General features: G+C 66.2%; 19 protein-coding genes. 7 read left to right on the top strand and 12 right to left on the bottom strand.

What is annotated here, in order from left to right:
* Window positions 1-31: 31 nt before the first annotated feature.
* Window positions 32-2833 (bottom strand): cache domain-containing protein, encoded by a 2802-nt coding sequence (locus J2848_RS19370; RefSeq protein WP_149235387.1) that lies wholly within the window; start codon window positions 2831-2833, stop codon window positions 32-34.
* A gap of 218 nt (window positions 2834-3051) precedes the next feature.
* On the opposite strand from J2848_RS19370, the gene J2848_RS19365 reads away from it, so the two are divergent.
* Both J2848_RS19365 and J2848_RS19360 read left to right on the top strand, forming a co-directional pair.
* Window positions 3052-3375 (top strand): DUF485 domain-containing protein, encoded by a 324-nt coding sequence (locus tag J2848_RS19365; RefSeq protein ID WP_149235388.1) that lies wholly within the window; start codon window positions 3052-3054, stop codon window positions 3373-3375.
* Window positions 3372-5030: a cation acetate symporter gene (locus tag J2848_RS19360; protein ID WP_149235389.1), complete on the top strand. Its 1659-nt coding sequence runs from the start codon at window positions 3372-3374 to the stop codon at window positions 5028-5030. The genes J2848_RS19365 and J2848_RS19360 overlap by 4 nt, the downstream gene beginning before the upstream one ends.
* A gap of 73 nt (window positions 5031-5103) precedes the next feature.
* On the opposite strand, the gene J2848_RS19355 is transcribed toward J2848_RS19360, so the two are convergent.
* Both J2848_RS19355 and J2848_RS19350 read right to left on the bottom strand, forming a co-directional pair.
* Window positions 5104-5325, bottom strand: a complete 222-nt coding sequence (locus J2848_RS19355; RefSeq protein WP_098740694.1) for a hypothetical protein — start codon at window positions 5323-5325, stop codon at window positions 5104-5106.
* A gap of 37 nt (window positions 5326-5362) precedes the next feature.
* Window positions 5363-7375: an ATP-binding protein gene (locus J2848_RS19350; protein WP_246194479.1), complete on the bottom strand. Its 2013-nt coding sequence runs from the start codon at window positions 7373-7375 to the stop codon at window positions 5363-5365.
* Between the two features lie 350 nt (window positions 7376-7725).
* Here J2848_RS19350 and J2848_RS19345 point away from each other — a divergent pair, with 350 nt between their 5' ends.
* Window positions 7726-7968, top strand: a complete 243-nt coding sequence (locus J2848_RS19345) for a hypothetical protein (RefSeq protein WP_149235391.1) — start codon at window positions 7726-7728, stop codon at window positions 7966-7968.
* Window positions 7965-8207, top strand: a complete 243-nt coding sequence (locus J2848_RS19340; protein WP_149235392.1) for a hypothetical protein — start codon at window positions 7965-7967, stop codon at window positions 8205-8207. The genes J2848_RS19345 and J2848_RS19340 overlap by 4 nt, the downstream gene beginning before the upstream one ends.
* 13 nt (window positions 8208-8220) lie before the next feature.
* Here J2848_RS19340 and irrA read toward each other — a convergent pair whose 3' ends face one another.
* The 3 genes from irrA to J2848_RS19325 all read right to left on the bottom strand — a co-directional run bounded on the left by irrA (window position 8221) and on the right by J2848_RS19325 (window position 11273).
* On the bottom strand, window positions 8221-8646 hold the full coding sequence (irrA, locus tag J2848_RS19335) for an iron response transcriptional regulator IrrA (protein WP_149235393.1): 426 nt from the start codon (window positions 8644-8646) through the stop codon (window positions 8221-8223).
* 231 nt (window positions 8647-8877) lie between these two features.
* Entirely contained in the window at window positions 8878-10275 is a 1398-nt protein-coding gene (locus tag J2848_RS19330; RefSeq protein ID WP_170307299.1) for an NAD(P)H-dependent flavin oxidoreductase, read from the bottom strand.
* Between the two features lie 254 nt (window positions 10276-10529).
* Window positions 10530-11273: a glycerophosphoryl diester phosphodiesterase gene (locus tag J2848_RS19325; protein ID WP_149235394.1), complete on the bottom strand. Its 744-nt coding sequence runs from the start codon at window positions 11271-11273 to the stop codon at window positions 10530-10532.
* Between the two features lie 66 nt (window positions 11274-11339).
* On the opposite strand from J2848_RS19325, the gene J2848_RS19320 reads away from it, so the two are divergent.
* Window positions 11340-12377: a lysine-2,3-aminomutase-like protein gene (locus J2848_RS19320; protein WP_149235395.1), complete on the top strand. Its 1038-nt coding sequence runs from the start codon at window positions 11340-11342 to the stop codon at window positions 12375-12377.
* 10 nt (window positions 12378-12387) lie between these two features.
* Here J2848_RS19320 and J2848_RS19315 read toward each other — a convergent pair whose 3' ends face one another.
* The 6 genes from J2848_RS19315 to J2848_RS19290 form a co-directional block, all read right to left on the bottom strand.
* Complete coding sequence (locus J2848_RS19315; RefSeq protein ID WP_149235437.1) at window positions 12388-12726, bottom strand: GIY-YIG nuclease family protein; 339 nt, start codon at window positions 12724-12726, stop codon at window positions 12388-12390.
* 88 nt (window positions 12727-12814) lie between these two features.
* Entirely contained in the window at window positions 12815-13345 is a 531-nt protein-coding gene (locus J2848_RS19310; RefSeq protein WP_149235396.1) for a tryptophan-rich sensory protein, read from the bottom strand.
* A gap of 36 nt (window positions 13346-13381) precedes the next feature.
* Window positions 13382-14407, bottom strand: a complete 1026-nt coding sequence (gene holA, locus J2848_RS19305) for a DNA polymerase III subunit delta (RefSeq protein ID WP_149235397.1) — start codon at window positions 14405-14407, stop codon at window positions 13382-13384.
* Window positions 14408-14425: 18 nt separating this feature from the next.
* Entirely contained in the window at window positions 14426-14932 is a 507-nt protein-coding gene (lptE, locus tag J2848_RS19300) for an LPS assembly lipoprotein LptE (RefSeq protein ID WP_246194481.1), read from the bottom strand.
* A 37-nt stretch (window positions 14933-14969) separates the two neighbouring features.
* The gene (gene leuS, locus J2848_RS19295) at window positions 14970-17540 is read right to left on the bottom strand and encodes a leucine--tRNA ligase (protein WP_149235399.1); all 2571 of its coding nucleotides are present in this window, start codon (window positions 17538-17540) and stop codon (window positions 14970-14972) included.
* 71 nt (window positions 17541-17611) lie between these two features.
* The gene (locus J2848_RS19290) at window positions 17612-18151 is read right to left on the bottom strand and encodes a DUF3576 domain-containing protein (RefSeq protein WP_149235400.1); all 540 of its coding nucleotides are present in this window, start codon (window positions 18149-18151) and stop codon (window positions 17612-17614) included.
* 335 nt (window positions 18152-18486) lie between these two features.
* On the opposite strand from J2848_RS19290, the gene J2848_RS19285 reads away from it, so the two are divergent.
* Together J2848_RS19285 and J2848_RS19280 are read left to right on the top strand one after the other, a co-directional pair.
* Window positions 18487-19650: a porin gene (locus J2848_RS19285; protein WP_149235401.1), complete on the top strand. Its 1164-nt coding sequence runs from the start codon at window positions 18487-18489 to the stop codon at window positions 19648-19650.
* Window positions 19651-19961: 311 nt separating this feature from the next.
* Window positions 19962-21062 carry a porin gene (locus J2848_RS19280; RefSeq protein WP_149235402.1) on the top strand — a complete coding sequence of 367 codons (1101 nt, stop codon included), beginning with the start codon at window positions 19962-19964 and terminating at the stop codon, window positions 21060-21062.
* Window positions 21063-21381: the final 319 nt, after the last annotated feature.

Here is a 21381-nt window from a genome sequence, read left to right as displayed (position 1 = left end):
TTTCCAGGTGCGTTCTGTTGGCCCACCCCTATCAGGCCGGCGTGGGTTCGGTGGCGTGGCCGATGGCCGCCACCAGCTCCCGCTTGTCCCATGGTTTGCGCAGTATGACGGCATCGGCGGGAACGTCGCCATACTCGACCGCGAATCCGCTGACCAAAACCACTCGCATGGCCGGCCGCAGCAGACGCGCACGCCGCGCCAGCTCCACCCCCGACAGGCTGGGCATGACGATGTCGGAGACCAGCAGCGACAGCCCATCGATCTGCTCCACCAGTTCCACCGCCTCGTCGCCGCTCCCCGCCTCCACAACCGAGAAGCCGAGATCGACCAGCTGCTGGCGCATCACCTGCCGGACATCGTCATTGTCCTCCGCCACCAGGGCCAACTGGCCGGACCAGTCAGCGGGCTGCGGGTCGGCCGCCACCGGGTCGGCGTCCTGCAGGCGGGGCGCCGGTTCGGCACGCGGCAGCAGCAGGGTGACGGTCGTGCCCTGCCCCGGCCGGCTGTCGATGCGCAGATAGCCGCGCGACTGCTTGACGAAGCCGTAGACCATCGACAGTCCGAGCCCGGACCCCAGCGCCTTGGTGGTGAAGAAGGGTTCCACCGCGCGGGCCAGCGCCTCCGCCGTAAAGCCGGTGCCGGTATCGGACACGCGGATTTCCAGATAATCGTCGGGCCGGACCGGCTCGTCGAAGGACTGGTCGCCCTCCAGCTTGCGGATGCCGACCGCGATGTCGAGCCGCCCGCCACCGGGCATGGCGTCGCGCGCGTTGATGGCGAGGTTGACCAGCGCATTCTCCAGCTGGGTCTGGTCGGCGATGGTCCAGCAGTCCCGCCCCTCCTCCGGTACGCCGATGGCAATGGAGCTGGGGAAGGACCGACGCAGCAGAACCGCCATGTCACGCAACAGGCCGCACAGCTCGATCGGCTCCGGCTTGAGCGGCTGCTGGCGGGAGAAGGCGAGCAGACGGGCGGTGATGTCGGCGCCACGGCGGCCGGCGCGCTGGGCCGGCTCCAGATAGGCGTCCAACCCCTCGACCGCGGCATAGCGGTCGCGCGCCGCCGACAAGTTGCCGATGATGATCGACAGCAGGTTGTTGAAGTCGTGCGCCAGCCCGCCGGACAGCTGGCCGACCGCCTTCAGCCGCTGCGCCTCGACCAACTGGCGTTCGGTCTGCTTCTCGTCGGTGATGTCGAGGGTCAGCACGAACAGGCCGGTGACGGTGCCCTCCTCTTCCAGGCCCTCCCCTTGTCCCTCGCCGCGATGGGGGATCAGCGTGGTCTTGGTCACCATCGTGCCTTCATAGCGCGGGAAAGCGTATTCGAAGGTCACCACCTCCCCCGACAGGCAGCGGTCGAGATTGGGGGCAAGGGCGTCCATCGCCCGCCGTCCGACGACCGCCGCCAGATCGCGGCAGATCACGTCCGCCTTGTCGCGGCCGACCAGTTCGGCCCAGCGCAGGTTGGCGAAGGTCAACCGGCCGTCGCGATCCAGCCCTGCGATACAAGCGGGTATGGCGTCCAGGATCACGCGCTGGCGGGTTTCCGCCTCCGCCAGTGCGGCGGTGCGGTCGCGCACGCGGCTGTCCAGCGTGGCGACGGTGTCGCGCAGCTGCCGGACCATGCCGTCGAAGGCGGAAGCCAGCAGCCCGATCTCGTCGCCGCGGCGGATGCCGCTCTGGGCGCCGAGGTCGCCGGCCCGCACCTGCGCCGCGGTGTCGGCCAGTCGGCGCAGCGGCCGGACCAAACGGCCGACGGCGACGTAGCCCAGCAGGCTTCCCGCCGCCATCAGCGCCATGCCGATGGCAAGGATGCGGTTGCCCAGCACCACAGAGGACCGCCGCAGTTCATCCACATAGACGGACGAGGCGATGTACCAGTCGAACCCCTCGAAGTGCCGGACCCAGCTGATCTTCTCGTAGGCGTAGTTGCCGGGATCGTCGGGCTTGTCCCAGAGATAGGTCAGCGGCTCACCCTTCGCCGCGGCGACCTTCAGATCCTCGGCGATGGGATTGCCGGTGGCTGAGTTCAGGCGGTCGCCGAAAGCCGTGCCCTCGATGTTCGCATTCGGATGGATGATCATCCGGTTCGCCGAATCGAAGATGTAGAGATAGCCGGTGCGGGCGATACGCAGCTTGCGCAGGGCCTGGCGCAGATCCTCGATGGCCTCGGCCTTGCGCCGCTCCACCTCGGCATCGACGTCGGCCAGATAGGCGCCGGTGCCGACGATGATGCCGCGCCTGGGCAGATCCTTGAAGAAGCTGAGCTTCGGCGCCCGCTCGTCGCCGTTCGGCCGCCACCACGGATAGGTCTGGAACCCCTCCCCCTCGCGCTTGGCGGTGGCGATGATGGTGGGGAGGATGTGGCGGCCCAGATTATCGCGCAGATCGTCGGCCTTGCGACCCTGATAGTCCGGCGACGGGTGCGACAGGATCACCGAATCGTAGCCGATGGCCCAGACATAGTCGCCGTTGCCGTAGCGGAAGGCGTGCAGCCCCTCCATCGCCTCGCGCCGCGCCTGTTCCATCGTGATCTCGCCGCGGTCGGCGCGGGCATGGACATGCTCGATATAGCCGACCGCCAACTCCAGCACGTCGCGCAGCCGGGTCTTGTAGGAGTCAACCGTCGCCACCCGCTGCTCCTCCAGCCCGCCGCGGATGCGGCTGACCAGTTCGAACACATTGTCGAGGATGGTGCGGCTGGCGTCGCGTTCGATCTCGTAGGCCTTCTCCTCGATGAAGGGGACCGAGAAGACGTAGGCCGCCGCGGAGAACAGCCCGAGCGAGATCAGGATCGCCGAAAACAGCCGGAGGAACAGGGGCGAACGGATCATTTTTCCGGGCAGGGCGGCGGATTCAGGGCATTGGAGAAAGCACCGCCATCATCCCAGCTTCGCCACCGCGGCTCAACGCGAATCGGTGGGATTGTTACCTGAATTGCACTGAAACAATTCGTCATATTTCCGGGAAATTTGCGAAACAGTGTTTTGTTAGCCGGAAAAACCATAAGCCCTTCAAGGCAAACCAAGGACGTATAGCGTCTGGAGGAAACATGCACTCTCCCGCGAACACTCCGGTTTACGAGCGGGTCCGCCGGAACCCCAAATTCCACGAACTGGTCCGCCAGCGCAGCCGGCTGGCCCTGATCCTGTCGGCCGTCGTTCTGGCCGGCTACTACGCCTTCATGATGGTGGTCGCCTTTGCGCCCGGCCTGCTGCACAAGCCGCTGTCAGACGACTCGTCGCTCAGCGTCGGCTTCCCGATCGGGGCTGCCATCATCATCCTGTCCTGGCTGCTGACCGGCGTCTATTCCCATTTCGCCAACGGCCGCTTCCAGGACCTGACCGACGAGATCACGCGGGAGACGCTGCAATGATCGCCCGCCGGATCCTCCTCGCGGGCACTGCCGCCACCCTGTTCGCCCTGCCGGCGCTGGCCGCCGGCGATGTCGGGCAGTTGGAAAAGCAGCCGGTCAACCTGTCGGCCATCGGCATGTTCATCGCCTTCGTGGTGATGACGCTGGGCATCACCTACTGGGCGGCCAGCCGCACCCGCTCCACCTCCGACTTCTACACCGCGGGCGGCGGCATCACCGGCTTCCAGAACGGTCTGGCCATTGCCGGCGACTACATGTCGGCGGCGACGCTGCTCGGCCTGTCGAGCCTGGTGTTCGCCAAGGGCTATGACGGCTTCGTCTACACCATCAGCTTCTTCGTCGGCTGGCCGATCATCCTGTTCCTGCTGGCCGAACGGCTGCGCAATCTCGGCCACTTCACCTTCGCCGACATCGCGTCGTACCGGCTGGACCAGGGCAAGATCCGCACCTTCGCCGCCATCGGCTCGCTGACGGTGGTGTGCTTCTACCTGATCGTCCAGATGGTCGGCGCCGGCCAGCTGATCAAGCTGCTGTTCGGGCTGGACTACAACGTCGCGGTGATCGTGGTCGGCGTGCTGATGGTGGTCTACGTCACCTTCGGCGGCATGATCGCCACCACCTGGGTGCAGATCATCAAGGCGGTACTGCTGCTGGGCGGCGGCATCCTGCTGGCCTTCCTGGCCCTGTCGCGCTTCGGCTTCAGCCTGGAGGCCATCGCCAGGAGCGCCATCGCCTCGCACAAGGACGGGGTGAAGATCATGGGGCCGGGCACGCTGCTGGCCGACCCGGTGTCGGCGGTGTCGCTGTCGCTCGGCCTGCTGTTCGGCACCGCCGCCCTGCCGCACATCATGATGCGCTTCTTCACCGTCCCCAACGCGCGCGAGGCCCGCAAGTCGGTCTTCTACGCCTCGGGCTTCATCGGCTTCTTCTTCCTGATCGTCTGCGTGCTGGGCATGGCGGCGATCACCATCGTCGGCACCGACCCGCAATTCTTCGAAGGCGGCAAGCTGATCGGCGGCGGCAACATGCCGGTGATGCATCTAGCCAAGGCGCTGGGCGGCGACCTGTTCCTGGGCTTCCTGTCGGCGGTCGCCTTCGCCACCATCCTGGCAGTGGTGTCGGGCCTGGCGCTGGCCGGCGCGTCCGCCATCGCCCACGACCTCTACGCCCGCGTCATCCGCAAGGGCGAGGCGACGGAGCGCGAGGAGATGCGCGTGTCCAAGATCGCCTCGCTGGTGCTGGGCGTGCTGGCGGTCGTTCTGGGCATCGCCTTCGAGAAGCAGAACGTCGCCTTCCTGGTCGGCCTGACCTTCGGCGTCGCGGCGTCGGTGAACTTCCCGGTGCTGATCCTGTCGATGTACTGGAAGGGGCTGACCACGCGCGGCGCGCTGGCGGGCGGCATCGCCGGCTTGATCTCCGCCGTCACGCTGGTGATCCTGTCGAACGCCGTGTGGGTCGTGGTGCTGAACAACCCGGCCCCCATCTTCCCCTACGAGCAGCCGGCTCTGTTCTCGATGACGCTGGCCTTCATCGTCACCATCATAGTGTCGAAGCTGGACAGCAGCGCGTTGGCCCGTGCCGAGCGCGAAGCCTTTGAAGACCAGTTCGTTCGGTCCCAGACCGGCATAGGTGCCGCCGCCGCGGCCAAGCACTGATCCCCTGACGGCCCGATACTTTTTAGCGGAAAGGCGCTCTTCTCCAGGCCCGGGGAAGGGCACCTTTCCGTTGTCAGCCGGCCGAGACGCTGTTGTCCTTGCGGCGCGACAGCTGAACCTGCCCGTCCAGGCATTTGACGTAGCCGGTCTTGCCCGGTTTCAGCCCATCCAGGATGGTCACCAGCGCACGGGGGATCGCCGCGAATTCCTTGGAGCCGCGCGACTGGCCGTTGTAGGCCGCGATGTGCTCGCGCAGCTTTTCCTTGGACACCGGCTTCCCGTCATTCCCAATCATCTCGTCCGCCTTTCAATGCTCCTGACCGCCGACAGGCTTACGCCGGCAGCCCGTCCGCCGCAACCGGCCGGCCGGTCCGGTCGGCAGGAAAGCGGATGGTGGCGGCGGTGCCGTGGCCCGGTTCGCTGTCGATGGACAGGCTGCCGCCATGCAGGGCCATCAGGTCGCGGCAGATCGACAGGCCCAGTCCGGTGCCGCCGAACCGCCCAGAAATGCTGCTGTCGGCCTGCTGGAATGGCTCCAGAATGCGGGCCAGTGCGTCGGCGGCGATGCCGATGCCGGTATCGCGCACGGTGACGGCGATCCGGCCATCCTCCTCCTGCACCGCACTCACCGTCACCCGGCCGCCGCGCGGGGTGAATTTGACCGCGTTCGACAGCAGGTTCAGCAGCACCTGACGCAAGGCGCGCTCGTCGGCCAGCAGATTGGGCAGGTCGGGCGGGCATTCGACCTCCAGCGTCACCCCACCCACATCGGCCGGCACCGCAGCCAGCGCCCGGCAGGTCTCGATGGCTTCGCCCGGCTCCATCCAGCTTTCATCGAGCGTGTAGCGCCCGGCCTCCAGCTTCGACATGTCCAGCACGTCGTTGATCAGGTCCAGCAGGTGGCGACCGCTGTTCTGCACATGGCGGGCATAGTCGCGATAGCGCGGGCTGCCCAGCGGGCCGAACAGCTCGTGCAGCATGATGTCGGAAAAGCCGATGATGGCGTTCAGCGGCGTGCGCAGTTCGTGGCTCATGGTCGCCAGGAAGGCGCTCTTGGCCCGGTTGGCGGCCTCCGCCTGATCAAGTGCCGTGGCGAGCCGTTCGGCAGCCTCGACCCGTTCGGTGATGTCGCGTGCCTCGACCACCAGCACCGTGACGATGCCCCTGTCGTCGTAGACCGGCTTGATCGTCACATCCATCACGCGGGTAACGCCATCGGTGACTACGTCGGTCTCATAGCGAACGAAACGTCCCGACGCCGCCTTCTCGATGGAGTGGCGGAATCCCGCCGCCAGTTCGTCCGTGCGGGCCCAGCCTCGGAATTCCCAGGCGCGGCGTCCGACCAGTGCCTCGGCCGGCAGCCCGGCCAAGGCACAAGCCGGCCGGTTCAGCGCCAGCACCCGGCCGTCCGGCGACAGCAGCCCCATGATCTGGAAACTGCTGTCGAACAGTGCCTGCGAGCGGCGTTCGCTGGCGCGCAACGCCTGCGTCGTCGTCTCCAGCCGACCGAGCTGCCGCAATGCCAGCAGAGCCAGCAGCATCACCACCACGGACACCGCCGCAGTTTCCAGAATGCGTTTCCAACGATCGGCGTACCAGCCGGATAGCACGTCCTCGGTCCTGATCCGGACATAGACGTAAAACGGAAAGCCCGCCACACGGCGAACCGTGCCGATGCGTTCGCGCCCTTCAGTCGGGTCCAGACCGGACAAAGTCCGCTCGGACTCGCCGGCGGGCAGACGGGGCAGGACGGCAGCGAACGTAGCGCGGTCCTGGTCGAGACGCACGACGGTGAGTGAATGGGCCAAAACCACCCCGTCCTCGCGATAGAGCAGGATGATGCTGCGCGATCCGATGTTCTGGGTCGCGTAGAGGCGGGCGAAACGGTCGAGGTCGAGCACCACCATCGCGACGCCGCTGCCATCCGCCAGTGGCCGGACCAAGGCTGCACGCCAGCCGCCGCCGGCTTCACGATAAGGTCCGACGAAAGCCGCCGATCCACCGGTCGCCGCCTCTGCCAGGGGGGTTCCCGCCACCGAAACCGGGGAGTCCAGACCGGTGGACTGCCGCACCCGCCCATCCCGATCCGCAATCAGCAGGGTCCGTACCGCCATCCCCGGAGCGGCGTCTGCGCCAGCCGCCTCACCCAGCATATAGGCCGGCAGCCGCCCAGCTTCCGCCATGCCCCGGAGGGTATAGCCGGCCACGACCATGACGCGGCGGGCATCCTCCACCAGCAGGGCCGACAGGTTGGCGGTCTGGCGCAGTCCGTCCTGGATCGCCCGGTCGCGCGCCCGCTCAAGGTCGGCATAGGAGACCAGCCAGAAGCCGGCAATCACGGCCACGAGCAAGCCGATGCGCGTGGCGGCGACAGGCGGCAAGGATGATAAGCGCCACCACCTCCGGCGTGCGCCACCGTCCGGTTCGGAGAGATCCGTCAAAGGAAATGGTCCGCCGCGTCTGGATTCCGGAAACGCGTCAGGCCGGAATGGCCGGACGCGAGGAACTGTAGCATGCCGGTGCAGTCATTTTCACGTTCGCTTACCCCTGATCCCCGAAGGACCGGGAATGCGGCGGCCGGGCGTCAGGGCATGGGAAAACTTGGCGGAAAACTTGGCGGAAAAGTTTGGCTCGACAAAGCCACCCGCCCACGCTTCTCTGCCCGGCAAGAATGTGAAGGAGGGTCCCGGCCGGCATGCTGCAGGATTTCATCGATAGCCTGTCCCAGGTGCCGCTCCTGGGGCTGATGCTGTTCCAGATCGCCATCGTCTGGCCATTGTCGCGCATCCTGCGCCGGGCCGGCTTCTCGCCGCTGTGGGCCTTGTTCTCACTGGTGCCGCTCGGGCATGTGGTGCCCATCGGCGTGATGGCGCACAGCCGCTGGCCGGTTCTGCCCGCCCGCCAGACGCGCAAGGTCAAGGCACGGAGGACGGCATGACGGAGACCATGGTTCATCTGGGCTTCTGGGAACTGCTGATCGGGTCGATCGTCACGACGTACATGCTGATCGCCGGCGGCTGGGTTCTGGCCAAGGCCGGGCGCAGTCCGCTGTGGATCCTGCTGCTGCTGTTCCCTTACGTCAACGTCCTGGCGGTCTGGGCCTTCGCCTTCATCCGCTGGCCCTTCGTCGACCGGTCTCCCGACCCTAGGCAGACCGCGCCAGTCGACGAGCACTGACCGCAGGTCAGGTTCAGACCTCGTCCTCGACCAGACGGACGATGACGTCGACGCGGGCGACACGGGTGCCGGCGGGTGCCGCCGGCAGGCTCTGCACCGTCAGCCGGTCGGCGGGAATATCCTCCAGCCGGCCGGTGGATTCGACGAAGAAATGGTGGTGGTCGCTGGTGTTGGTGTCGAAGTAGGACTTGCCCGCCTCCACCACCACCTCGCGCATAAGTCCGGCGGCGGTGAACTGGTTCAGCGTGTTGTAGACGGTCGCCAGCGACACCGGCAGGTCAGCGGCCAGCGCCTCGCCATGCAACTGCTCCGCCGTGACATGCCGGTCGCAGCCTTCGAACAGCATCCGGGCGAGGCCGAGCCGCTGGCGGGTCGGGCGGAGTCCGGCACTGTTCAGCCGGTCGAGTGCTCGCTTGAAGGGGCGTTCGGCGGTCATCATGGGCGAGGCCCCCCATACTGTCGACATCAGGATCGGACTCGGAGTCCAACACAGGACCGCGGCACTAAGCCGCAGTCCGTTCAACTGTAAAACCATTCGGAAAGGTCAGGCAAGCCATTGTCGCAGCAACGTCAATTGGAGGATCAATGGGGTGGGCCATCCGAGCGTATAAATACCAAGGCCGTCGGCGGTTTCCCGCCGACGGCCCTGCCCGTACCATAATGCGACCGGTCAGTAACCGGTAGCGATCCGTTCGACCAGCTGCTTCACCGTGGGGATGAAGCCGTCGTTGTAGTAGGGATCGCTGGCGAAGCGATAGGCGTTGTGCCCCGCGAACATCAGCTGGTTTTCGCAATCGTCGGTGTGGCTGACAGCCTGGAGCGTCTTCTGGATGCAGAAGGACCGGGGATCGGCGCGCTTGCCCGTCGTCCCCTCCTCGTTCTGCATCCAGTTGGAGAAGCCGCAGGCCGACAGGCAGCCCATGCAGTCGACCTGATCGCGCAGGATCTTCTCCGACTGTTCAGGCGTGACGAAGACCAGCGTGCTGTCCGGAGTCTTCAGGGCGGTGGTGAACCCCTGGGACAGCCAGCCCTCGGCACGCTGTTTGTCGCTTTCGGTCACATAGACCGGACGGCCGCGCGGGCCGACCGGAAATTCGGCCGAATGCTCGCCCACCGGCTTCGACAGATAGGCGATCTGGCGTTCGGACCGTGCCATCAGGTCCAGCAGGAAGGGGTTCTTCACCGCCGACGAATAGAAGCCGGTCGGAGAGAAACGGTTCAGGAAGACGTCGCCCGGCTGGAGCGCAACCAGCTTGCGCTTCCACGCCATGGAGATCGGGCTTTCCTGGGTCAGCAGCGGACGGGTGCCGAACTGGAAGGCGATCGGCCCCAGGTCGGGGTTGTCGATCCAGTCCTCCCACTCCGACAGCCACCAGACGCCACCCGCCATCACGATGGGGGTGTCGTTCAGGCCGAAGCTGTTCATCATCTGGCGCAGGGCCAGGACGCGGGGGAATGGATCCTCCGGTTTCTGCGGGTCTTCGGAGTTGGACAGGCCGTTATGGCCGCCGGCCAGCCACGGATCCTCGTACACCACGCCGCCGAGATGTTCCCGGAACTTGTGGTAGGCGCGCAACCATAGCGCGCGGAAGGCGCGGGCTGACGAGACGATCGGGTAGTAATGGACGCCGTAGCTCACGGCGATTTCGGCGACCTTGTAAGGCATGCCGGCACCGCAGGTGACGCCGTGGATCAGACCCTGGGCGCCTTCCAGCACGCCGTGCAGGATGTGCTCGGCGCCGCCCATCTCCCACAGGACGTTCATGTGGATACGGCCGTTGCCGTTCGACGTCTCGTGCGCGATGCGCGCCTGGGCAATGCCGCCCTCGATGCCGAAGGCGATCAGCTCGTTATGGCGCTCGCGCCGGGTCTTGCCCTTGTAGATCTGCGGCAGAAGGTTGCCGTTCTCATCGTAGCTGTCGGCGTTGACACCCGAGAAGGTGCCAATCCCGCCGGCCGCCGCCCAGGCGCCGGAGCTTTCGCCGTTGGACACGGCAATACCCTTGCCACCCTCGACGAGCGGCAGAACCTCCCGGCCGGACATCGGCAACGGCTTCAACGCCTTCAACGAACCCTCCAAAGACCGAACGTGGCATCCCGCGGGACACCGGACCAAAGCGGCGGACAACCAGACGACGAAAGGCTCCGCCGGAATCCGTGTGGGTCCCGGCGGGATCGCCAGTGCGGTTCTATATATGAGGAATTGGCGCGCCCTACGAGCGGATTCATCCCCTCGCGCAAAAAACGTTCACGAATTGCCGCAGTCGCGAACGGAAGCGTCAGCGTATGGGCCAGTCCCCCGGCGGATCATCAGGACACCAGTCAGGCGTCCACCCCCAGTTCGGCGGCCAGCCGGCCGGGGGCGTCGGTGAAGACCGTCGACACGCCCCAGCCGAACAGGGTCCGGGCGCGCCCCGCATCGTTGACGGTATAGGCCAGCACCGGCCGGCCGGTGGCAAGGTATTCCGCCACGCTGTCGGCCGTCTGGCGGTCCTGATGGACGTTGAGCGTTGCTGCTCCGATCCGGTCGGCGATCGCCGCCCAGTCAGCCGGCGGGTCCCACAGCAGGTAGCCGCGCGGGATCTCCGGCCACAGCCGCTGCGCCACCTCCAGGCAGGGCACCTCGAAGCTGGAGAGCAGAAGCGGCCGGTCAGACGGCCATAGCGGCCGCAGGGTGTTCAGCGCCACCTCGGCCGTGATTTCCTCCTGCCCCGGATAAGGCTTGATCTCCAGGTTCAGGCCCAGGCCCAGGTCATAGGCCAGTGCCACCGCCTCCTCCAGCGTCGGCACCCGTTCGCCGACGAAGGCGGCATCGAACCAGCGCCCGGCGTCGAGCGCCTGCAACTCCGCCAGATCGAGCAGCGGGACGGCGCCGGTGCCGGTGGTGGTGCGGTCCAGCGTGTCGTCGTGGATCAACACCGGTCGCTGGTCGCGGGTCAGCATGACATCCACCTCCACCCAACGGGCGCCCTGGCGGGCGGCTTCGCGGATCGAGGCGAGGGTGTTTTCCGGAGCGCTTTCCTTGGCGCCGCGGTGGCCGATCAGGCGGGGAAGAGTCGACAGCATGGGTCTCGCAGGAGTAAGAGCGGTCGCTTTCCTACATGACCCATTCCGTCGAAGCGGGAAAGAGCGATGAAGGCCCTGCACAGCGTTTCCGATCTGGTGGCCGCCGGGCTGATGACGCCGGAGGCGGGCGACGCCGTGCGTACGGTCGCCGACCGCTATGCCGTGGCACTGACCCCGTACCTGCGCGAGACGCTGGCCGGACGTACGGATCCGCAGGATCCCCTCTATGCCCAGTATGTCCCCTCCCCCGCCGAGGCGTACAGCACGCCGGAGGAGCGCGAGGACCCGATCGGCGATGTGGCCCGCAGTCCGGTGAAGGGCATCGTCCACCGCTATCCCGACCGGGTGCTGCTGAAGCCGCTGCATGCCTGTGCCGTCTATTGCCGCTTCTGCTTCCGCCGCGAGATGGTCGGCCCGGGTGGCGAGGCGCTGACCACCGAAGAGCTGAATGCCGCGCTCGCCTATGTCCGCGATCATGAGGAAGTGTGGGAGGTCGTCATCACCGGCGGCGATCCGCTGCTGTTGTCGCCGCGCCGGCTGCGCGGGATCGTGCAGGCGCTGTCGGCCATGCCGCATGTCGGCGTCGTCCGCCTGCACAGCCGCATTCCCGCCGCCGACCCGGAGCGCATCACGCCGGAGCTGGTGGAGGCGCTGGCCGCCCCCGACCTCGCCACCTGGGTCGCCGTCCACATCAACCATGCCGACGAGTTGACCCCGCCGGTACGGGCGGCGCTTGCCCGGCTGGTGGAGGCCGGCATCCCGCTGGTCGGACAGACCGTCCTGCTGAAGGGCATCAACGACAGCCACGCGGCGCTGGAGGCGCTGTTCCGCGGCATGGTCCGCAATCGGGTGAAGCCCTATTACCTGCACCACCCCGACCTTGCCGCTGGCACCAGCCACTTCCGCCCGACCCTGGCGGAAGGGCGGGCGTTGGTGACCGGCCTGCGCGGCAAGCTGTCCGGCCTGTGCCAGCCCACCTACGTCCTCGATATCCCCGGCGGCCACGGCAAGGCACCGGCCGCCCCGGCCTGGATCGAAGCAGAGGGCGAGGATCGCTACCGCGTGGCCGATTTCACCGGCCGGGTCCACGATTACCACGGCTGAGTGTCCGCACTCAGATCGTTTCCGCCCCCAGCGTGACAGCCCAATGAGCAACCCGCGCCTTCAGCTCGGCAGCACGGGCGAAGGCGAGGTCCTCATCCTCCAGCCGCTCGACGATTTCGAAGGCCAGCGACTCGACGCCATGGGCGTTCCAGGCAGCCTGAAGGCTGCGGTGCGGACAGCCACCCATCTTCAGCTGGAACCAGATGCGGTTCTGGATCTTGTCGAGGTCCGGCGCGCCGCCCACCCACACCGCACCGGCGGATGCGCAACGGACGGCGAACACCCCGGCCACGCTCTTGCGCTCCTTGTAGGCCGCCACCGCCGCCTTGCGATCCTCTTTCCCAATCATAGTCGCCACACCCGCTCTCCCCGCATGCATATCATCCTCCAGATAAATATACCCGGATGATATTTGGCTCAAAGATTTTATCCGGGTTTTATCCCCAGAGAGCCGGCGTGCCGAACAGCGGGTCGGGGTTGATGAGCGCGTTGTGGATGCCGACCACCGAGGCGAAACCGGTCCACAGGATCAGTGGCGTCCAGATCAGCGCGATGCCGCGGTCGTCCCGCGCCACCAACGCGATGCAAGCCGAGGTGATGACGAAGAAGGACACGGTCCAGAGGGCGGCGAGGATCGAGCTGCCGAAGGTGAAGTAGACGAGGCTGAAGGTGGCGTAGATCACCCAGGTCACCGCCTGGAACCCGATCAGCAGCCCGCGATCACGGATTCGCCGCGCCGGGTCGATCAGACGGATGTCGCCCCAGATTTGGAAGATGTTCAACGTGAACCACATCACCGGGAACACCCAGCCCGGCGGCTGCAACGGTGACGGCTGATGCCCGCCGAAGGGTTGTCCACCGCGCTCGACGAAGCTCCAGGCGTTGACGATCGCCCAGAACAGCAGGGGTTGCCACCAGCGCACCCGGAAGGGGGCGGGCGGTGGCGCGGTGTAGGTGGCGTGGCTCATGCCTCGCGAGATAGCGCGCGGCTTTCAACGGTCAAGTCAGCGCCGTGCCCCGAGTGAAGCCAACTGGAACAACACGCGGGCGCACAGGGTCTCGTCCGGCATGTTGGTGCGCTTGCAGTCGGCCTCGGCATCGACCAGCCGCTCCAGCGCCTGACGGACATGGTTGGGCGACCAGTGGCGGGCATGTTTGACCAGCCGGGTCTTCAACTTGAAGAAGACCGGCGGACGCAGCGACTCGACGGCGGCCTCCGGCGACTTGCCGGCGGCGACCTGGGCGGTGAGCAGTTGCAGGCGCTGGAAATGGCGTTGGGCGCCACGCAGGATCGGCACCGGCGAGGTGCCTTCGGCGAACAGCCGCGCCAACGAACGGTCGAGCGTGGCGAAGTCGCCCTCCGCCGCCGCCCAGACCGGCTCGTCCATCGACAGGGCGGCGCTGTCGCCGATGCAGGCCTGGGCATCCTCCAGCCGCACACGCTTCTCGCCGCCCATATAGAGCGCCAGCTTCTCCGCCTCGCCGCGCGCCACCATGCGGTCGCCGACGAGGTTGGCGGCCAGGAAGCTCAGCACGTCGGGATCGGCGGTCAGCCCATGGCCTTGTAGGATATCAGCGATGACACGGCCGAGCGACGCCTCCTCCTCGACATAGCAGGGGACGGCTGCGGCGGCATCAGTCCCCTCAAACAGGAGCCGCAGCTTGGAGCGGGCCGACAGGTCGCCCGACTCGACGACCACGAGGCTGTCGCCCGGCGGCAGGTTCTCAAGAAATGCGGTGAAGGCGGCAGCGACATTGTCCTCCGCGTCGCGGACGCGGATCAGGCGCCGGCCGCCGGTGAAGGAGATCGCCGCCGCCTCGTCCGCCAGCCGCGCTGGATCGTCGACCAGGGAGCGCCCCAGGAACTCGGCGACGCGGAAGGGATCGGACAGATCCTGCACCACCGTCTTGCCCAGCGTCTGGGCACGGTCACGGACAAGGCCCGAGTCGGGGCCATAAAGCAGCACCGCCCGAACCTTGCGGTCCGGGCTGCGCAGAAAACCGTCGATCGCCTTGGGCTGGAGCTTCACCCGTGCATCCCCGGCCGGTCAGGACCCGCGGCCGAGAAACATGGCGACGCGAGTGGTGATGTCGTTGGAAATGTCCTCAAGCGCCCGGTCATAGGCGCTCTGCACCGTCACGATGGCGGCGTAATGCTGCTCCAGCGTGTTGTAGCTGACCATCGAGCGCGAGCTGGACTGGAACACCACCTGACCGGTCTGGGTGTCGGTCAGCCGGTAGGGGGCGTTGACCAGCAGCTGGGCCCGCACCGCGGTGGCGTCCTTCTGCAAGGCCAGCTTCTGCTCCGACGCCGACAGCGACACATCCAGCCGGTAGCGCGGATTGCTCGGCCGCTCCGACGGATAGAAATTGTCGATCAGCAAGTTGCGGAGCTTCTGCCCTTCCCGGTCGGGAATCGACGCGATGTCGACCTCCATCAGCCGGTCCGCCGCGGCGGCCCCGATGCCCTTGCCGCCATAGAGCGGCTGGAACCCGCAGCCCGACAGGGAAATGGCGGAAAGACCGAGCGCGAGGGCGAAGAGCCCCCGCGCCATGGTCTGACGGAGCGGGCTCCGGCGGAACGATCTGGGATCAGACGACGACATTGATCACCCGGTTCGGGACGACGATGACCTTGCGCGCCGGCTTGCCGTCCATGGCGCGCTGGACGTTGGCATCGGCAAGCGCCGCCTGCTCCGCCGCGTCCTTGTCCATATCACGCGGCAGCTCCAGCGTGGCGCGCAGCTTGCCGTTGACCTGGACCGCCACCTTGACGCTGTCCTCCACCACCAGGGCGGGGTCGGCTTCCGGCCAGGGTTGGTCGGCCAGCAGACTGGCGTGACCCAGCTGTGCCCATAGCTCCTCGCCCAGATGCGGCATCATCGGACCGACGAGGCGGACCAGCGACTCGAAGCCCTCGCGCAGGACCCAGGCCTCACCCTCGCCCTTGCCGTCCAGCTCGCCCAGCGCATTGGACAGCTCGCGGACACGGGCGACCGCCTTGTTGAAGCGGAACTTGTCGAGATCCTCTGACACGCCGGCGATGGTCTTGTGGACCAGACGGCGGGCGGCTTCGGCCTTCGGACCGAACGATTCCGGCTTCGGGATGCCGGCGGCCGGCAGCTCCACCGGCGCCTCGGTTACCATCCGCCACAGGCGGTTGATGTAGCGCCAGGCGCCGTCGATGCCAGCCTCGGTCCATTCCAGATCGCGTTCCGGCGGACTGTCGGACAGCATGAACAGGCGGGCGGCATCGGCGCCGTAGGTGCCGATGATGTGCGCCGGATCCACCACGTTCTTCTTGGACTTCGACATCTTCTCGACGCGGCCGACATTGACCGGTGCGCCGCTGTCGGCCCGGACCCACTCGCCCTTGTCGTTCTTCGTCAGGTCGGTCGGAGCCAGCCAGGCGCCGGTGCCGGCGTCCTTGTAGGTCTCGTGGTTGACCATGCCCTGGGTGAACAGGCCGGTGAACGGCTCATCCAGGTCCAGGTATCCGCAGGTCTTCAGCGCGCGCGTCCAGAAGCGGCTGTAGAGCAGGTGCAGAACCGCGTGCTCGATGCCCCCGATATACTGGTCGACGCCCAGCCAGTAATCGACCGCCTCGCGGGTGAAGGCCGCATCCTCGGACTTCGGTGAGCAGAAGCGGGCGAAATACCAGGACGACTCGATGAAGGTGTCGAAGGTGTCCGTCTCGCGCAGCGCCGGCTTGCCACAGGTCGGGCAGATGGTGTGCTTCCAGGTCGGGTGGTGGTCCAGCGGGTTGCCGGGCTTGTCAAAGGTCACGTCCTCCGGCAGCACGACCGGCAGCTGGTCGTCCGGAACCGGAACGATGCCACACGACTCGCAATGGATGACCGGGATCGGGCAGCCCCAATAGCGCTGGCGCGACACGCCCCAGTCGCGCAGGCGGTACTGGGTGGTGCGTTCGCCCTGACCCATCGCCTCCAACCGCTTGCCGGCCTCATCCTTTGCCGACTCGGTGTCGAGTCCGTCGAGGAAGGCGGAGTTCCGCAGCACGCCGGCGCCGGTGTAGGCCTCGGTCCCGACCTCGAAGGCCGCCGGATCGGCATCGGCGGGGATCACCACCGGACGGACCGGCAGGCCGTACTTGCGGGCGAAATCCAGGTCGCGCTGGTCATGGGCCGGGCAGGCGAAGATCGCGCCCGTACCATATTCCATCAGCACGAAATTGGCGACGTAGACCGGCAGCTCCCATGAGGGATCGAAGGGATGCACGACCTTCAGCCCGGTGTCGAAGCCACGCTTCTCCGCCGTCTCGATCGCTTCCTCGCTGGTGCCCAGCCGGTTGCACTCGGCGATAAACTCAGCCAGTTCCGGGCTGGACGCGGCCAGTTCGGCCGCCAGCGGGTGATGCGGAGAGATCGCGGCGAAGGAGGCGCCGAACAGCGTGTCCGGACGGGTGGTGAAGACCTCCAGCTCGTCGTTGCGCCCCTTGATCTGGAAGCGGAAGCGGACGCCGGTGGACTTGCCGATCCAGTTCTCCTGCATGATGCGGACACGCTCGGGCCAGCGGTCCAGCGTCTCCAGGCCCTTCAGCAGGTCTTCGGCATAGGCGGTGATCTTCAGGAACCACTGCGACAGCTTGCGCTTTTCCACCAGCGCGCCGGTGCGCCAGCCGCGACCGTCGATCACCTGCTCGTTGGCGAGAACGGTGTTGTCCACCGGATCCCAGTTCACCCAGGATTCCTTGCGGTAGGCCAAGCCCGCCTTCAGGAAATCCAGGAACATCTTCTGCTCGTGGCGATAATACTCCACGTCGCAGGTGGCGATCTCGCGGTCCCAATCGATGGACAGGCCCATCGTCTTCAGCTGCCCGCGCATGGTGGCGATGTTCTCGCGCGTCCAGGCTGCGGGATGGACCTTCTTCTCAAGCGCGGCGTTCTCGGCCGGCAGGCCGAAGGCGTCCCAGCCCATCGGGTGGAGGACGTTGAAGCCCTTGGCGCGCTTGAAGCGCGCGATCACGTCGCCGATGGTGTAGTTGCGGACATGGCCCATGTGGATGCGCCCCGACGGATAGGGGAACATCTCAAGCACATAGTATTTGGGCCGGGAGGCGTCCTCGCGCGCGGTGAAACAGCCCTTGCCGTCCCACACGCCCTGCCACTTCGCCTCGGTTTCCTTGACATTGTAACGCGACATGAGCGCGACGCCGTTTTCCGTTGTACCAGATGCTCGAAAGGCCGGGATACCAGCCCCGACCGGCCGCCGCGTTAGCGGGCGGCGGCGTTCTGCGCCACGCGAAGCTGGCGGGCGCGGGTCAGCACCGCATCCTCCAGCGTACCAGCGGTCTCCGGACCGACGGAGACATCGCGCCAGTCGTTGCCGGTCCGCTGCTGCTTGAACACCGACACACGGACGCCGTCGGCCCGCAGCTGGCGGTCCATGATGTAGAGGTTCACCTTGAACCGCTCGCTCGGCGAGTCGGGCGGAGTGTACCAGTCGGTCAGGATCACACCGCCGAACGGATCGGCCGAGGCGATCGGCATGAAGGACAGCGTGTCGAGCGAGGCGCGCCACAGGAAGCTGTTGACACCGATGCCGCCGGCCGCGTCCTGGTCGCCGCCGCGCTTGTTCTTGCCGAACAGGTTCAGGCCGCCGTCCGTGCCGAGCAGGCTGCCGAACTTGTAGTCCTTGTTCTTCATCTGCTCTTCGACGGTTTCGGTCTTGCCGCCCCAGCTTGCGCAGCCGGCGATCGAGACGGAAGCAGCGAGCAGTACAGGGACAAGGCGAAGGGCGGTCGAACGGCGCATGGTCGGGAACCCGAATCAGAAAAGGGGTTGCCGCGCGCGAGTCACGCGCGGAATGCCGGTGAACAGACCATAAGTGGACGGCACCACGCAACAGCGGAAGCATCTTTGCCCCGGCCCCGTTACGACGGGACGACGACAGGCGGGACCTTCCGGCTTCGACTGTGGCGGGCCTGCAAGCCGGCTCTTCTCAGTGTGCTCCGTGCGACACACTGTCCCCCCAATGCAGCAATTCCGGAGATTTGCCGCTTGCTGGCAGGGGCGGGGGTGCGTACGAAAGTCTCAGCCAGGACGTCAACCAGGCTGAAACATCTGCTGCCAGGATGGAGGCAACAATCATGAACCGTTATCTGCTGGCCGGCGCCGCCGCCGCCGCTCTCGCCCTCGGCGCTGGCGCTGCCAACGCCCAGGCCAAGTTCGAAGTCAAGATCGGCGGCGACGCCTACTTCGAAGCCGGCTACGTCGATCAGGATCTGGACTCCGGCCTGCGTTCGACCGAATTCCGCAACCGCATGCGCATCAACATCATCCCGTCCGCCAAGGCCGACAACGGTCTGGAGTACGGTGCGCGCATGCGTCTGCGTGCCAACGCTGGCACCAACAACGCCCGCAACACCGACGCCGACCGCGCCTACATCTTCGCGCAGGGCTCCTTCGGTCAGGTCCGCCTCGGTGTGACCAACTCGTTCAACGACGAGACCTACACCACTGCCCCGCTCGACTATCTGCCGCTGGGCATCTATGACGCCCTGCCGGCCTGGATTGGCACCACCGCCAACGGCATCTCCAGCGGCGCCGCCAACACCGTCACCAACGGCAACACGATCATCACCCAGTCGCTGGTGGCGGAAGCCAACTCGACCAAGATCGTGTACTTCTCGCCGCGCTTCGCCGGCCTGCAGGTTGGCGCCAGCTACACCCCGCGCAACGACAGCTCGGCCACCGACATCAACCGCGTCAAGCCGGTCGGCACGTTCGCTGGCACTGCCAACGGTACCTACACCGACATCGTCGAAGTCGGCGCCAACTACAACAACACCTTCGGCGGCGTGACGCTGAAGGCCAGCGCCGGCTACAACTGGGGCAAGTCGGTCGACGACGTCGCCGGTTCGAACTACAAGGACCTGAATGCCTGGCAGGTCGGCGCCTCGGTCGGCTACGCCGGCTTCAGCCTCGGCGGCGGCTACATCGACTACGGCAAGTCGGGCCAGAACAAGCGTCCGGGCGTCTTCACCGAGAATACCCGCAACTGGGTTGTCGGCGCTCAGTACACCACCGGCCCGATCGTGGTTGGTGCCAACTACAAGAACGGCAAGGACGCCGGTTCGCTCACCACCGTCGGTGACCGCGAGCTGCAGGTGTTCGAAATCGGTGTCGGCTACACCGTCGCTCCGGGCCTGACCGTGCAGGCTCAGTACGACTACTTCAAGGTCGACAACGACGCCTCGCTGCAGGACGACAAGGGCAACGTTGTGCTGGTCCGCTCGATCCTGGCGTTCTAATCGATCTTTCGATCGAACATCCGGAAACGGACGGAAAGGGCGGTGGCTTCGGCCACCGCCTTTTTTTGCGCCCGTCGTTTGGGCATTGCGCCCTGTTTGCAGGCGCGAAACAGGCCAGAAATGGGGCGCTCGCCTTTTTCTTTGCAATTTCAACGGCTTAACTGTGTGGTTTTGCTGCAACTATGTTGCGAATGCGTGAAGAGAACGCAGTTTGCCTCTTGTCCGGAGAAGCCGCGCGCGGTTAAGTCGTAACCATAAGACAACCGCGCGCTCCCAGTTAAACGGGGCGTACGCACAAGGATGGACAATCCATGAAGCGCTCTCTCGTCATCGGCTGCGCAGCCGTTGCCCTCGCCGCCGGCTGCGGCACCGCCTCGGCCCAGTCCAAGTCGAAGTTCGATATCCTGCTGGGCGGCGACGCCTTCTTCCAGGGTGCCTATGTCGACCAGGACAACGACAACGCCCTGCGCAAGACCGAGTTCGCCAACCGCTTCCGTCTGACCGTCACCCCGACGGCCAAGGCCGACAACGGCCTGGAATACGGCGCCCGCCTGCGCCTGCGCGCCTCCAACGGCGCCAGCAACGTCCGCACCACCGACGCCGATCGTGCCTACATCTTCGTGAACGGCTCCTTCGGCTCGGTTCAGGCCGGCGTCATCAACGGCCCGTCGGACGACTCGGGCGTCATCGGCCCGAACGTCGACGGCATCTCGGGCAGCCCGGACGGCTGGGTGTTTAACTATTACGGCGTGACCTCGCTGCCGTACGTCGTCGGCTCGCTGCGCACCCTCGAGTCGGGCGACGCCAGCACGAAGATCGTCTATTCGACCCCGAGCTTCGCCGGCTTCAAGCTGTCCGCCGCCTACACCCCGACCTACGGCAGCAGCAACACCAACATCGAGCGCCGCAAGAACGTCACCTATAACGACATGGGTGAAATCCAGGCCTACTATAAGGGCGCCTTCAGCGGCGTCGGCATTGAAGCCAGCGTTGCCTACCAGTTTGCCCAGGCCCCGACCGGCTTCGAAGACCTGTCGTCGGTGCACACCGGCGCCACCATCACCTACGGCGCCTTTGCCATCGGCGGCAGCTATGCCTTCAGCGGCGACAGCGGCTATGCCAAGGGCCATCGCGGCGTCGACGACAACCAGGTCTGGCTGGTCGGTGCCCAGTACACCATCGGCCCGGTCATCCTGGCCGCCACCTACACCGACGCCAAGGGCGCCAATGTCGGTACCGGTGCCGCCACCGCCGCCGATTACGCCCGTGCCCACGTCTACCAGGGCGGCGTGACCTATGCCGTGGCCCCGGGCCTGACCACGGGTCTGGAGTACAGCTACGTCGACAACAAGTCGGGCGGTCGCAACAACGACGCCAACATCGTTCTGTGGGACACCCGCTTCTCCTTCTAAGGGACGGGTTCCTGGCAGCAAACGTGAAGGCGGCGGAGAAATCCGCCGCCTCTTTTTTTGTCCATCTTCAGCTTGGAAATGCGGCGCTGCGTGGCGCACCGCCGCGCACTCCATTCCACTCCAAAAGGGTAGCTCTTTAGCGCAAAAATTGGGGCAACTGCGCACAAGCACCATCCAATAAAGCGCAAAGTATTTAATATATGAATTTACATCATCCGGGGCTCCGTGTTTTCCCCGCCACTGTTCTTGGAATGAGGTGACTTCCATTCTCGCGGCCACTTGTCCGCATACTGGGGGCGGGACTAAATCAGGGTGCACC

Origin of the sequence: Azospirillum lipoferum, from assembly GCF_024170005.1 — a bacterium.
GTDB lineage: Bacteria > Pseudomonadota > Alphaproteobacteria > Azospirillales > Azospirillaceae > Azospirillum > Azospirillum lipoferum.
The sequence above is the reverse complement of the archived record's forward strand: the minus strand, read 5'-3'. Positions and strand labels throughout refer to the sequence as shown.